The sequence below is a fragment of the Hydrogenophaga sp. L99 genome (genome assembly GCF_058731905.1).
In genome coordinates this window covers 582839-596255 of the sequence record NZ_CM178972.1, presented here as the reverse complement: position 1 = coordinate 596255, position 13417 = coordinate 582839, and the positions used below count along the sequence as shown (strand labels likewise).

Here is a 13417-nt window from a genome sequence, read left to right as displayed (position 1 = left end):
TGCCACCGATGTGGGGGAGCTCAACGTTTTTCGTTAGCGTGACCGATCGCGTAGAACCCCTGCTGAGAAGTAAGGGTGCCAGATTCGACGACGCGCTTGGCTGAAGCGATCAACCGATCGCAATATCTGGTTTCCTAGCGAGGTACTCACCGTGCAACGGGAAATGGCATGCGACCAAGTCACCGTGTGTCATCGGTCGCAGCTCTGGCTGCTCCCTCGCGCACAGTTCAGTTGCAATCGGGCAGCGTGGATGAAATCTACACCCGGATGGAGGATTGATGGGACTGGGAACCTCGCCACGCAGAATCTGTCGGTTTTTGGTCGCAGCTTTGGAGGGGTCCGGCGCGGGAAACGAGTCCAGCAATGCTCTAGTGTAGGGATGTGACGGAGCAGAAAATATCTTCCTTGGTGAGCCAACCTCAACCAAGCGGCCAAGGTACATCACAGCCACTCGGTCAGCGATGTGGCGAATGATGTTAGCGGCGCTCTAAACCCGCGTAAATCTGGTGTCGGCAAGCAGTCGGTGGCGGTCATCCGCGGCAGTCAGCTGACTGCTTTGAATTTCCTTTGAATCGAAGGGTGCCCGTTGCACAGGGCACAGACGTGTCCTGAGCGTGCCTGCTTTGGCCATGGCGAGCGGGCTTGAGCCAGCGCAGGGGTATGGCGCAGCGCTGGTGTTTTGCGTTACATATCGCCTACCTGTGTAAGAAGCAGGCGCGACAGTGACAGTCACTTTCCGGTAAACCCACTGTCGCGCCCCGAGACCCACCGCTTTGGAGGGCGCCGTTGCCGCTGTCAGTATTCACGAAGCGGGCGTGGCTGTCCAGCAGCGTGGGCCCACGCATGGGAATGGACCGCCCATGCCCACTGCCCAACACGCACCACCACAGCCGCCGTCACCACCGCCCAGACGTTTTCTGTGCGCCCTGTGTCGCAGCCCTGTGCTCATCTGCAGCCACTGCGACCGCGGCCAGCGCTACTGCAGCGCAGTCTGCTCACTCCAGGCCAGAAGTTGCGCCCAGCGCGCCGCTGCCAAACGCTACCAGGACAGCCGCAAGGGCCGCCACGCTCACGCCACACGCCAGGGGCAATGGCGCGCGCGCCAACAAATAGTGACGCATCAGGGTGGCCCACCACCGCCCTGCGCTGATGTACTCCCATCCAGCGACGCAACCGCTCTGAATCCAGACGCAAGCCAGCGCTGCAAGTGCCAGTTTTGCGGCCGTTCGGTCTCGGCTTTTGTGCGTCAGGACTTTCTGCGATGCCGCTTTCGCCATCCATCCCAACCTTCCGTATGGAGTACCGACTCACATGGCCATTTCACCTGAACTCAAGGCGCAGATCCTGCGCTACCACCACGCCGAGCGCTGGCCGGTGGGAACCATCTCGTCCCAGCTGGGCGTGCACCGCGAGACCGTCATGCGCGTGCTCACCCAGGCCGGCGCGGCCCCAATCGTGCCCGCACAACGCACTTCGGGCGTGACCCCCTACCTGCCCTTTATCCAGGAGACCTTGAAGCAGTTCCCCAACCTCACGGCCAGCCGGCTGCACACCATGGCCGCCGAGCGCGGTTACGAGGGGCGCCCCGACCACTTTCGCCACATCGTCGCCCGCCACCGTCCGCGCCCCCCAGCACAGGCCTACTTGCGCCTGCGCACCTTGCCCGGTGAACAGGGGCAATGCGACTGGGGCCACTTCGGCCACATCCAGATCGGGCAAGCCCGCCGACCCTTGATGGCCTTCGTGATGGTCCTTTCCTGGTCCAGACGCATCTTCCTGCGCTTCTTCCTGGGCGCGCACATGGAGAGCTTCCTGCGCGGGCACGTCCAGGCCTTTGAATCCTGGCACAGCGTTCCCAGGGTCGTCTTGTACGACAACCTCAAGAGCGCGGTGCTCGAACGCAAGGGGCAGGCCATCCGCTTCAATCCCACGCTGCTGGCACTCTCGGCGCACTACCGTTTCGAGGCCAGGCCCGTGGCCCCGGCCCGGGGCAATGAGAAGGGGCGCGTGGAGCGGGCCATCCGCTATATCCGCACCGCCTTCTTTGAGGGACGCAGCTTCACCGATATCGACGATCTCAATGCCCAGGCCGATGCCTGGGTGGCTGGTCCTGCCAGCGCTCGGCGCTGCCCCGAGGACTCCCAGCTGTCGGTGCAGCAGGCCTTTGACCAAGAGCGCTCGCACCTGATGGACATCCCGGCCACACCGTTTTGTTGCGATGAGATCCGCGGCGTTACAGCGGCCAAGACACCCTACGTTCGGTTCGATCTGAACGACTATTCCATCCCCCACACCCACGTTCAGCGCAGCCTCACCGTGCACGCCAGCTTGCGTGAGGTGCGTATTCTGGACGGCCAGCAGGCGCTGGCCTCGCACCCGCGTTGCTGGGACAAGGCTCAGCAGATCGAGATCGAGGCCCATGTGCAGGACCTGGTGCAGCACAAGCGAGGCGCGCGAGCGCACCGCGACACGGACCGCCTGGTACACGCGCTTCCTCAGGTGCAGGATTTGCTGACAGAGGCGGCCAAGCGGGGTGAGCCGTTGGGGCGGATCGCCCGTGAGTTGCAGGAGCTCCTGGACGTGCATGGACGCACGCAGATGATGGCCGCCGTCACGGACGCCATGAGCCGCGGTGTGCCGCACCCCCATGCGGTTCGTCTGGCGCTTGAGCGCCAGCGTCAGAGCAAGAGCCAGCAGCAAACCCCGCCCCCGCTGGGCGTGGCCCTGTCTGCGCAGGTGCGCGCGCGCGACATCGCCGTGCGCCCCCACAGCCTGGACGGCTATGACCGCCTCACGCAGGAGGGTGACGATGCCAACAACTGATTCGGCCACACTCAAACTCCGAGCCCAGGCGCTGCAACTACACGGGGTGCTGTCCCACTGGGATACCTGCTGCACAGAGCCCTGGGTGGGCACGTTGCTGGAATGGGAGGAGCACGAGAGAAGTCGCCGCTCCATGGAGCGCCGGCTGCACAGTGCGCGCATCGGGCGCTTCAAACCCTTGGTGGATTACGACTGGAGCTGGCCCGAGCAGATTGACCAGGCCAGCGTGAGCGAGCTGATGACGCTGCAGTTTCTGCACAGTGCCAGCAATGCCATCCTGGTGGGCCCTTCTGGCGTGGGCAAGACAACCATTGCCCAGAACATTGCACATCAGGCGGTGCTGCAAGGGCACACCGTCATGTTCACCACCGCCGGCAAGCTGCTGGGCGAGTTGGCCAGCCTGGACAGCGATTCGGCACTGCGTACAAGACTGCGCCACTACGCCAGACCCGCGCTGCTGGTCATTGATGAGGTCGGGTATCTGTCGTATTCCAGCCGGTATGCCGATCTGCTGTTCGAGTTGATCAGCCGGCGCCACGAGCACAAGAGCACGCTGATCACCACGAACAAGTCCTTTGCCGAGTGGGGCGAAGTGTTCCCCAACGCGGCCTGCGTGGTCGCCCTCGTGGACCGCCTAGTTCACCACGCCGAAATTGTTGGCATCAAGGGCAACTCGTACCGGCACAAGGAGGCGCAAGAACATGCCCGGGCGCGCACGGTAAAGCGCAAGCCTTCAAAGGAGACCGTATGAAACCGTGGCATCCGCCTTCAGGACTGCGCCAAGGGCTGCCATTCGCGGTGGACGACACCTGGACACCGGAACAAGCCATGGCGGTGATGGAGTTGCTCGATGATCTGCGCGATCGCGTCTGGACCCATTACGGAGGGGTCATCCAGGATCTGCTGCGTGCGCAGCGCGTGGGCTCAATGCCGATTTGCATGGAACTTGACCTTCAACACCTATGCGTGCTGAGTGCGTGAGGTTGCTGGATACTCTGGCCTGATTGCCGCCACCCTGACACCTTCGTAACCGACCATGAGCCTGAGCACCGAAGCCCTGTTCACCGCAGCCCTTGGGCTGCAAGCCCCCTGGCGTGTCGAGCGCGCCGAGTTGAGCACCGCCAAGAAACGCATTGACTTTGAAGTGGTCTGCACCGAGCGGCGTCTGACCTGCCCGCACTGCGGCGCACCCGATCAAGGCATCCACGAGAGCATTGAGCGATCTTGGCGCCATCTGGATTTTTTCCAGTTCGAAGCCTGGCTGCACGCGGCCATACCCCGCGTAGCTTGTACCGCCTGCGGCAAGACCAGCCAGGTGCCGGTGCCCTGGGCGCGCGAGGGCAGCGGCTTCACGCTGCTGTTTGAAGCGCTGGCGCTGAGCCTGTGCAAAGAACTGCCCGTGGCCCACGCGGCCCGTCACCTGCGTGCCGACGCCAAAGCCTTGTGGCGGCGCATTGAGCACTACGTCAAGCTTGCGCGTCAGAAGGACGACATGAGCGGCGTGCGCCACATCGGCATTGACGAGACCAGTCTGCGCAAGGGCCACGAATACGTCACGGCCGTGCACGATCTGCAGCAAAAGCGCCTGCTCTTTGTCACCGAGGGACGCGATCACCAGACGGTCAATGCCTTCACCCAAGACCTGTCCGAACATGGCGGGAGCGCCCAGGCGATCAGCCATGTGAGCATGGACATGAGTGCGGCCTACCTGAAAGGGGCACAGCAGCAACTGCCGCAGGCGGCCATCTGTTATGACCGCTTTCATGTGGCGGCCCTGGCGGGCAAGGCCATGGATGAGGTGCGCGCGGCCGAATTCAAAAGCCGGCCCACCGCCGTGGCGCAAGCGCTGGGCGAGCTGGACCGCGCCAGCAGGCGCAGCCTGAGCTGGGCGATGCGCACGCACCATGCGAGCTGGAATCAGCGGCACATACAGGCGATGTACACCCTGCAGCGCACGAACTTGCAAAGCGCACGGGCCTGGCGCATGAAGGGGGCGCTGCGCGAGGTGTATGAGGCAGCGGCGCAGGGTCACGGTGAAGAGGTCGCCCGCACGGGTCTGACCAAGTGGATCGGTTGGGCCATGCGCTCGCGCCTGGAGCCCTTCAAGCGGCTGGCGCGTACGCTCAAGACGCACTTCGAAGGTGTCATCACGGGCATGCAGCAAGGACGCAGCAACGCGTTTGTGGAGGCCATGAATGGGCTGATGCAAAACGCCAAGCGGGCCGCACGCGGATTCAGAACGAGCAGGAACTTCATCGCCATTGCGCACCTGCGCCTGTCCAAGCTCAAGCACCTTCCAGCCAACCCGTTCGAGTACGCAGCGCCGCGCTTCGCAGGCCTCAGCACGCATAGGTGTTGAAGGTCAAGTTCCATGCAGATCGGCATTGAGCCAGCGCGTGACCACTGATTCACTGGAAGACTTTGACACGGACTTGCCGTTCTGAGCGCCAACGAGTCTCCCGCGCCAACAACAAGGGCCCCTGACGGGGCCCTTGTTGTTGGCACGCTCAGCACCGAAAACCGCACCCAGAATCGGCCACCAAAAATGAACGCCGGATTACGTCACCAAATTCCGCCACCACTTACCGCCGCCAAATTTACGCGGGTTTAGACCGCCGCTAACAAATGATCGAAAGATCGTGAGATATGAACAAATAGGATAGCGAAAACTCCTTGCGCAGATCCGCCAGCAGGTTCATCACTTGCGCTCGCACAGAAACATCAAGCGCAGAGACCGGTTCGTCGCAGATGATGAATTCTGGATTCAATGCAATGGCCCGCGCAATCCCAATGCGCTGACGTTGCCCCCCGGAGAACTCATGCGGAAGGCGGTCAGCCATTTCAGGACGCAGCCCCACCTTCTTCATCAGCCAGTTAAGGCTTGGCCAGCACCATGGATGTGTCAAGGATGTTCTTGGCAAACCTGCAAGGGGCTAGCTGTCCGTTCTTGAGTAAGCGTGGCCTCAGGGCCCTATTGAGCTGACCGCGAGAGCAGGTCAGCATGTGTCCACGATGCAAGACAGCGGACACACCTCAGACTGGCATGGCGAGCGCGTCGAGCGCGTCAAGGCCAACGGCAAGCGGGTCTTCTCCACCGCCTTCAAGGCCTGGCTGGTCGCCCAGGCCGCCCGCCCCGGCGTTTCCGCGGCGGCGCTGGCCATGCGCCATGAGATCAATGCGAACCAACTTCGACGCTGGATGCGACTTGAGCACCTGGCGCAGCCTGCACGGACGCCTGTGGTCTTGCCGGTGGTCCTGGGGCCGCAGTCCTGCGAGCTGGGCGTCGTCGCTGCAACGCGTCAAGCTGCATCGGTCGGTCCTCCGATCGAGATCGAAATCGCCGGTGCCGTCGTTCGTGTGCACCACGGCGCCGAACCGGCGCACCTGCGGATGGTGCTGCAAGCGCTGCGCACATGATCGGTTTGCCTGCGAACACCCGCGTGTGGCTGGTGGCGGGTCACACGGACATGAGGAAAGGCTTTGACGGACTGGCCGCCATCGTGCAAACGACGCTGGCCGCCAATCCGTTCGGCGGCCACGTGTTCGCCTTCCGCGGCCGTCGAGGCGACATCCTCAAAGTGCTCTGGTTCGACGGGCAAGGCTTGCTGCTGCTGGCCAAGCGCCTGGAGCGTGGCCGCTTCGTCTGGCCACAGGCCGACAGCGGCAGCGTGGCGCTGTCGCCGGCGCAGCTGTCGATGCTGCTCGAAGGCATCGACTGGCGGATGCCTGTGCGCACGGATGCCCCGCGGCTGGCGGCGTGACGTACTGGATGACGTCGCCTCCGGTGCAGCCCTGATAGGCAAGCCGTGACCGAGCTGGCACAGTAGCGATGTGCCTGGCCGCAGCGACACTCCCAACGAGATGCCCGACGACGTCGAGGCTCTCAAGCGGCGTCTGCAGGCCAGCGAGGCGCAACGCGATTTGCTCGAGCTGATGGTGGCCAAGCTGAAGCTGCAGCTGGCACGACGCAACCGAACCCTGTACGGCACATCCAGTGAACGCTTCGATGCGGCCCAGGGCAGCCTGATCGAGGCAGCACCACTGGATGAACTGGCCAGTCGCAAAGCGGCCGGCAAGCCGGCGGCGAACAACGCGCAAATCGACCGCAGCCTGCCGGCGCACCTGCCGCGCGAAACCCAAGAGCATCGGCCGGCAACGAGCGAGGCGCACCACGACGCTGCGGGCCAGCCGTGTGGCTGCAGCGCGTGCGGCGGCCGTCTGCGCCGCATCGGCGTGGACGTCTCCGAACAGCTGGAGTACGTGCCGGCCCGCTTCAAGGTCATTCGCACCGTGCGCCCCAAGCTGGCGTGCGTGAAGTGCCAGACGATCTTCCAGGCGGCGGCGCCGGCGCGGCCGGTCAGCCGCGGCGTTGCTGGCGCTGGCTTGCTCGCGCACGTGATGGTCAGCAAGTACTGCGACCATCTGCCGCTGTACCGGCAAAGCCGCATCTACGGCCGCGCGGGCGTGGAGATCGACCGCTCCACGATGGCCGGGTGGGTCGGGCAAGTGCACGATCTGCTCGACCCGTTGGTGGCGGCACTGGGGCGCTACGTGCTGGCCGCTCAGAAGGTGCACGCCGACGATACGCCGGTGAAAGTGCTGGCGCCCGGCCAGGGCAAGACGCGCACCGGGCGGCTGTGGGTGTATGTGCGTGATGACCGACCCGCTGGCAGCAGTGCGCCGGCGGCGGCCTGGTACCGCTACTCGCCCGATCGCAAAGGCGAGCATCCCCGCAGCCATCTCGCACGGTTCACCGGCACCCTGCAGGCCGACGCCTATGGCGGCTGGGGCGGCCTCTACGACAGCGGCCAAGTCACTGAAGCGGCGTGCTGGGCGCATGCGCGCCGACCCTGGTGGGATCTGTACGTCGAGCATGGCCGCGACGACAGCAGCCTCGCCGCGCAGGCGCTGCGGCGCATCCAGGCGCTGTACGCCATCGAGTCAGAGGTGCGCGGCCGGCCGCCGGACGTCCGGCGGCAACACCGCCAAGCGCGAGCCGGGCCGCTGCTCGTGGAGTTCAATGAGTGGTTGCACGCCATGCTGGCGCAGGTGTCGACCAAGTCGGAACTGGCCAAGGCTGCGCGCTACAGCCTGGCACGCTGGTCAGCGCTGACCCGCTACATCGACGACGGGCGTATCGAGATCGACAACTCCGCGGCCGAGCGGGCGCTGCGCGGGGTGGCCCTTGGTCGCAACAACTACCTGTTCATGGGCTCCGACGATGGCGGCGAGCGCGCCGCATCGCTGTACAGCCTGCTGGAGACGGCCAAGCTCAATGGGCTGGATCCGGAAGGTTACTTGCGCGACGTGCTCGGTCGCATTGGCGAGCATCCGATCAACCGAGTCGAGGAACTGCTGCCCTGGAACATTGCCGGCCAGCAGCTGCAGAAGGCTGCATGAGCCAAGGAGCCGATCCGAAGCTGCTGGACGCCCTGAGCCGGGCCAGCAGCCTGGAGCTGTTCCAGCTGCAAACCATCATCGAGCGCATGCTCGCCGATCCCAAGCGCATCATTGCCGTGCGCCTGAACATGCACCTGGGCCAGACGGTGCGATTCCTGGACTGGCGCGACGGCCAGATGCGCAGCGGCAAGGTCGTGGACCTGCGCGATACGCAGGTCGTGCTGCACGAGCCGGCGACCAGGCGTGAATGGAAGTTGCCGTATGCCGCGATCGAGCCGCCGGCGGCCGGGGCCGGGCCAGCGCCCGCCGAACCAGTCGCGCCGCCCGCAATGCCGTTACCGCAGCGCAGCGACTTCCGCTGTGGAGAGAAGGTGGCGTTTGAAGACCGCTACCTCACCACCCAAGTGGGCATCATCACCCGGATCAACCAGCGCACCGCCACCATCGACACGGGTGACGGCCAAAGCTGGCGGGTCGGATTCGGCTTGCTGCGTCACGTGGTGGACATCTGAACGGCCCTCGTCAAGAGGGTGTTGAGGCGACGCTTACGTTCTTGAGTCTACGTGCGACCGTGTTCCTTCATCCGTCAAGCTTGACCGACGTCGGGAGTTATGCCCTTTTTCTGAAGCGACAGTGAATGACGGGTTGTGGCCGAAAACTCCTGTTCCAGCGCGTCGCTCAAAGCAATCTCTGGCCGACTGCCGATCAAATCGAACGGCCGCGATCGGGGTTCATTTCGGCCTCACACTTCCGGCCAAGAGCAGCCGGTAAACTCTGTTGATTTCCATCCAAACCTGACCCACGTACCAACCCTAACCTGCTGCTTTTTTGAGCAGCAGGAGACCAGGAGTGATAGACGTGGCAACACTGAGTGTCATCAGGAGCTGGGCCCTGCGAGAGCAGCAGTCCATCAGGGAGATCGCCCGTAGCACTGGCTTCTCGCGCAACACCATCCGCAAGTACCTGTGCGAAGTCGATCCAAGCGCGCACCCTTGGCTGACGCGTCAGTGATCGTTTGAACGACCAAACTGATCGGGGGAAGTACAGCCCTATTCACTCTGATAAGACAGTTTGAAGCCGGCCCTCTGAGAGAGCCGTCCGAATCGACAGGTCATTGGCAGGGGCGAGTTGGCTGCCAGCGCTACACCGGATCAGCGCCCGGTTTTGAATTCAACCTCGCGAGCAATAAATACCCCTTGGGCATTTTGCGCACCTTTAATTTCAACGTACACGCCGTTAGCCAAATTGGCGGCAGTGCCGTGTTCAAAGCGTGCATTCAATGCATCAACCCGCACGCCATTGACTTTGAAGTTGGTCACTGACACAAAGTCCGTCACCTGGCCAAATTGCTCGTATTCGAAATCGCCAGGGGATGAATTGGAGCCAGACTTGAATTCGACTTTGGATGCAATGAATACACTGCCCTGGACAGAGCCCTTCACTTCCACTGGCACCCCTACGGCAAGTTGCGCCAAGCTACCGTTCTTGAAATACGCTTGGGTCACATCGACCGTCACTCCGTTGATCACAACCAGTGTTTTGCCGTTGCTGGTTGTGATACTGCTTACCGATCCATAAAGCTCATTGCGATCAATATAGCCATCGTTGTCCCGGTCGTTGCGTTCCAATTCAACTTTGCTGGCCTGCAACACGGTGCCATCCCAAGTGCCCTTGATTTCCAGTAAGGCACCAGCCGCGATGGTAGTACCACCCTCATAGGTTGCCTGGGCAACGTTCACTCGTGTGCCTGAGACAGTCAATAGCCCGTTGATGGGGACAGCCTCAGCCACACCTTTGATCTTCAGGAAGGTGCCCGATGCGACGCTCGAGCCGTAGGCAGCGCCATCGGTGACTTTGATCGAGTTGGCAATCAACACGTTGTTGACAGAACCTTGCGTTGCCGTGACCTTGATTTGTCGGCCTTCAGCGAGCGCGCCAATCACCGTGGCTGTGCCGTAATTGACAACCAAGGAGCCTATCTTGAACGTCTTCGCGTTAGTGTCCAGATTGCTCACGCGGCCTACCGCCCTGTTGGTGTAGGTGCCTGTCTCCTTTTCGATCAGGGTCGCCAGCACGGTGTTGTCTGATTGAAGTGTGCCGTAGACCTCAACTGCATCTCCAACCGCCAGTGCACTGAATGACGCTACGTTTTTATAGGCGGTGGCAGTATTGGTTTTGACGGTCAACCCCATCACCGTGATGGTTTGGCTGGAGCGGTCGATTGAGGTGATAGCGCCGGTGTTGCCATGTACCAGCGAAAGTGATTTGGCCCTGCCACGCCCGGTGTTGTCATCGACCATGCCATCGATGTTCACACTCATGCCAAGCGCCAAGTCTTGCAACCGAACCGGGCTGCCATCGTCGTCCGACAGGCTGGCCCCCACCGTTTCAAACCGCATGCCGTTCACGATCACAGATCCAAAGCCGCTAATCGGACCGGAGTAAACGGTGGACATTGGCGATGGTTGCACTGGAGGAGTGTTCACCTGGTCACCGCCTCCACCACCGCACGCGGCGAGTGCCAGCGTAGCACCAAAGACTATCAGGGTGTTGAGGGTGAAGGCTGCTTGACGTGTCATGTGAGGGCTACTTATTTCGGGCGATCAATTGGAATCTATGGAGCACAACGTGCTTTACAGAGGCTTTAGACTATGTGTCGAATATTAAGTTGGGCTTAACAGGCTGCTGAAATACTCCCGTGCGTCCGAACCTGCTCAGCGGCGGCAAGCGCATTTTTCGCAGCAGCTTTCCGTATGCTGGAAGTCAGCCCGAAAACCTGCGTGTTTTCAGCCGTACAGCACGGTTTTTTGCCCCTTTTGCCTTCACATCTGCCCCAGCAGACGGATTTGCCCCAGGCTGCGCAACCGCGTGAGGTTGTAGCCTGCCATCGTCAGCACAAACATCTGGTCCACCTTCTTGATCCCGCGCACCAGCACCTGGCGCATGTGCCCCACCGTCTTGGCCCAGCCAAAGCCCTGCTCGATCAGCTTTCTCTTTTGCTGTGAGATGGCGTAGCCTTCGCTGTCTGCAATCGCGTCAGGAACTGCCGACTGGCGCCCTGACTTGTTCTGCGCCACATGGGGCATCACGTTCATCTCTTGCAGCGCGTCGATGAACTCCTTGGCGTCGTAACCCTTGTCTGCGCCCAGCGTGATCGTGATGGGGTCATCACCGGGCAGTGCCTGTCGCGCATCGTTGATCATGGCCTTGGCCGCTTCACGTTCAGCATATCCGTCTGCCTGGGTGACCACGGCGCTGACCACCAGCCCATGGCGGTTGTCGGTGAGTGTGTGGCCCATGAAGCGCAACTCGCTGGCCGTCTTGCCCTTGCGGTACAGCCTTGCGTCTGCGTCCGTGGTGGACTCGTGGGTGTCGTTGCTGCGCTTTTGGTCTTTGAAGTTACCCGCATCCGGGTCATCGCTCTCTGGGCGGTCTTTGCGCACAAAACTCTTGTGGCCCGCCCAGGCCTGGATCAGGGTGCCATCTACGCTGAAGTGCTCGCCCGAGAGCAGTTCCTGCTCCTGGGCTTGTTGCACGATCTGATTGAAGAACTCGATGACCGCATCGTGCTCGATCAGGCGTTCGCGGTTCTTGCTGAAGACAGTGGGCACCCAGACTGCGTCGTCCATGGCCAGGCCGATGAACCAGCGAAACAGAAGGTTGTATTGGGTCTGCTCCATCAGCTGGCGCTCCGAGCGCACGCTGTAGAGCACCTGGATGAGCATGGCGCGCAGCAGCTTCTCGGGAGCAATGCTGGGGCGCCCGCCTTTGATGTCGGCCGCATACATCTGGGCAAACAGCCCATCCATGTTTGCCAGGGCCTTGTTGACCATGATGTGGATCACCCGCAGGGGATGGTCGGCGGGCACGAAGTCATCGAGATGGCGCATCGTGAACAGGCTCTCGGTGAAGGTGTCGGCTCCGCGCATGTCTGGCTTGTCTGTCTGGTTGGTGGGGTGCCTCGATTGTCGCGGCAGGACCTATGAATCTGGACGGGCGCAGGGGAGTATTTCAGCAGCCTGCTAGGAATCTGTGGGCGCCCCTCATGTGTCAACCAAACAGATATTTTTTAGCCGCTAAAATCAGACATGGTTCACCATCGCGTATCTGCAGCCGAACAATGGGAACGTCGCACCACGATCCGCAGCAATCTTGCGAGCCAACGCATGGAAGGACATGAGCCAGACGCTCAGGCTTTACAAGACTGCGAAAAATGGGTGCGCGGAGAAACTACGATTAAAGAGATCGTGGAGAGCTACAAGTCCCGGCTTCGAACTATGCTCGCCGCGGACGGCCCCAATCCTCACAATGGGTAGCCAAGCCGCAGGACAGTCAGATCTACTGTTTCATTGACACTTGGGGGGCGGTCAAACTTTAGCCGCTAAAATTTTTGAAGGTCGGCACGCGCGTCACCCCTTCTTGGCGTTCAACCGACCCAATCCAGCCTTGCTGCAACGACGTTCCACCGAGCGGCCACCGACGAACAGGTCAATTCGCAACTAGCCTCAGTTCTGAAGAATTTTGCCAACTCTTTATTGACAGTTTGTCTGACCCCCAGGCGTTCCATTTCCGTTTGCACGACTTCATTGCGCAAGCACTGCGCGACACCATCGCTTACGACGGAATCACCTAAACCGAGAATGTCACTCTGCAGTCGGTAAAGCGCGATTGCTTTCGCAAGATGTACAAGGGTCAGGGGTACACCATATTCGTGGGCTAGGAGTAATTCTCCCTCGAACTCAGCGACGGCTTGATCAAAACTTCGCCATTCGTCCAACTCGTCAGCAATGACGAGACGGAGCTGCTCGCAAGGTCCCCACATCGCTTTCCAGAGGTTCGCGGGGCCATTCTCGAAAAGATCGATTGCATCTGACCATGCCTCTACGGAAGAGAGCGTACGCAGCCTGGATGCGGACACCGGCCGCGTACCGTTAAACAACGCCTGCCATCCATTTTTTCCCTGATCCCGAGTGGGATTCATGGGCGATGCCAACGCATCGTATTTCTCTGCAAAGCCGTAAACCGAAGTGGTGCCTTCACGCTTGCTCAGCGTGCGGAGTAACGCCACGCTGCGTGCAATCTGCCGACGTCTTTCTGCGTTCGATTTCATGATCATTAGGGCAATTTGTCCGGGTAAGAAATTTAGCCTTCGAGTACCTGTAAATATAACGCCAAGCAGCAGAAACTTCATGGA

General features: G+C 61.5%; 13 protein-coding genes and 2 pseudogenes. 10 read left to right on the top strand and 5 right to left on the bottom strand.

Annotated features, from left to right (window positions below; all coding sequences use genetic code 11):
* Window positions 1-109 precede the first annotated feature (109 nt).
* Window positions 110-442, bottom strand: a complete 333-nt coding sequence (locus AC4QBL_RS02840) for an oligopeptide/dipeptide ABC transporter ATP-binding protein (protein ID WP_472908487.1) — start codon at window positions 440-442, stop codon at window positions 110-112.
* 869 nt (window positions 443-1311) lie between these two features.
* On the opposite strand from AC4QBL_RS02840, the gene istA reads away from it, so the two are divergent.
* Genes istA through AC4QBL_RS02820 form a run of 4 tightly spaced genes read left to right on the top strand, consistent with a single transcriptional unit; the run spans window position 1312 to window position 5182 of the window.
* Window positions 1312-2823 carry an IS21 family transposase gene (istA, locus tag AC4QBL_RS02835; protein WP_472906279.1) on the top strand — a complete coding sequence of 504 codons (1512 nt, stop codon included), beginning with the start codon at window positions 1312-1314 and terminating at the stop codon, window positions 2821-2823.
* Window positions 2810-3574 (top strand): IS21-like element helper ATPase IstB, encoded by a 765-nt coding sequence (gene istB / locus AC4QBL_RS02830; RefSeq protein ID WP_472906280.1) that lies wholly within the window; start codon window positions 2810-2812, stop codon window positions 3572-3574. The genes istA and istB overlap by 14 nt, the downstream gene beginning before the upstream one ends.
* Entirely contained in the window at window positions 3571-3804 is a 234-nt protein-coding gene (locus AC4QBL_RS02825) for a hypothetical protein (RefSeq protein ID WP_492131625.1), read from the top strand. The genes istB and AC4QBL_RS02825 overlap by 4 nt, the downstream gene beginning before the upstream one ends.
* 55 nt (window positions 3805-3859) lie before the next feature.
* On the top strand, window positions 3860-5182 hold the full coding sequence (locus tag AC4QBL_RS02820; protein WP_472907315.1) for an ISL3 family transposase: 1323 nt from the start codon (window positions 3860-3862) through the stop codon (window positions 5180-5182).
* A gap of 265 nt (window positions 5183-5447) precedes the next feature.
* Here the strand turns inward: AC4QBL_RS02820 and AC4QBL_RS02815 are convergent.
* A pseudogene (locus tag AC4QBL_RS02815) lies at window positions 5448-5702 on the bottom strand (ATP-binding cassette domain-containing protein); the annotation flags it as partial.
* Window positions 5703-5835: 133 nt separating this feature from the next.
* On the opposite strand from AC4QBL_RS02815, the gene AC4QBL_RS02810 reads away from it, so the two are divergent.
* From AC4QBL_RS02810 to AC4QBL_RS02790, 5 genes and pseudogenes are all read left to right on the top strand, one after another.
* Window positions 5836-6240, top strand: coding sequence for a transposase (locus AC4QBL_RS02810; RefSeq protein ID WP_472908495.1), 405 nt, complete (start codon window positions 5836-5838; stop codon window positions 6238-6240).
* A complete protein-coding gene (tnpB, locus tag AC4QBL_RS02805) occupies window positions 6237-6584 on the top strand; it encodes an IS66 family insertion sequence element accessory protein TnpB (protein WP_472908492.1) in 348 nt (115 codons plus the stop codon). Before AC4QBL_RS02810 ends, tnpB begins: the two co-directional genes overlap by 4 nt.
* Window positions 6585-6684: 100 nt before the next feature.
* The gene (gene tnpC / locus AC4QBL_RS02800) at window positions 6685-8223 is read left to right on the top strand and encodes an IS66 family transposase (protein WP_472908493.1); all 1539 of its coding nucleotides are present in this window, start codon (window positions 6685-6687) and stop codon (window positions 8221-8223) included.
* Window positions 8220-8735, top strand: a complete 516-nt coding sequence (locus tag AC4QBL_RS02795) for a hypothetical protein (protein WP_472908494.1) — start codon at window positions 8220-8222, stop codon at window positions 8733-8735. Before tnpC ends, AC4QBL_RS02795 begins: the two co-directional genes overlap by 4 nt.
* A 337-nt stretch (window positions 8736-9072) precedes the next feature.
* A pseudogene (locus tag AC4QBL_RS02790) lies at window positions 9073-9195 on the top strand (NUMOD1 domain-containing DNA-binding protein); the annotation flags it as partial.
* Between the two features lie 179 nt (window positions 9196-9374).
* Here the strand turns inward: AC4QBL_RS02790 and AC4QBL_RS02785 are convergent.
* A complete protein-coding gene (locus AC4QBL_RS02785) occupies window positions 9375-10802 on the bottom strand; it encodes a DUF5666 domain-containing protein (RefSeq protein WP_182121097.1) in 1428 nt (475 codons plus the stop codon).
* Between the two features lie 243 nt (window positions 10803-11045).
* Complete coding sequence (locus AC4QBL_RS02780) at window positions 11046-12152, bottom strand: IS5 family transposase (RefSeq protein ID WP_472908010.1); 1107 nt, start codon at window positions 12150-12152, stop codon at window positions 11046-11048.
* A gap of 159 nt (window positions 12153-12311) precedes the next feature.
* Between AC4QBL_RS02780 and AC4QBL_RS02775 the strand changes: the two genes are divergently transcribed.
* Complete coding sequence (locus AC4QBL_RS02775) at window positions 12312-12539, top strand: antitoxin VbhA family protein (protein ID WP_472908011.1); 228 nt, start codon at window positions 12312-12314, stop codon at window positions 12537-12539.
* Window positions 12540-12649: 110 nt separating this feature from the next.
* On the opposite strand, the gene AC4QBL_RS02770 is transcribed toward AC4QBL_RS02775, so the two are convergent.
* Entirely contained in the window at window positions 12650-13414 is a 765-nt protein-coding gene (locus tag AC4QBL_RS02770; protein ID WP_472908012.1) for a hypothetical protein, read from the bottom strand.
* Window positions 13415-13417 lie beyond the last annotated feature (3 nt).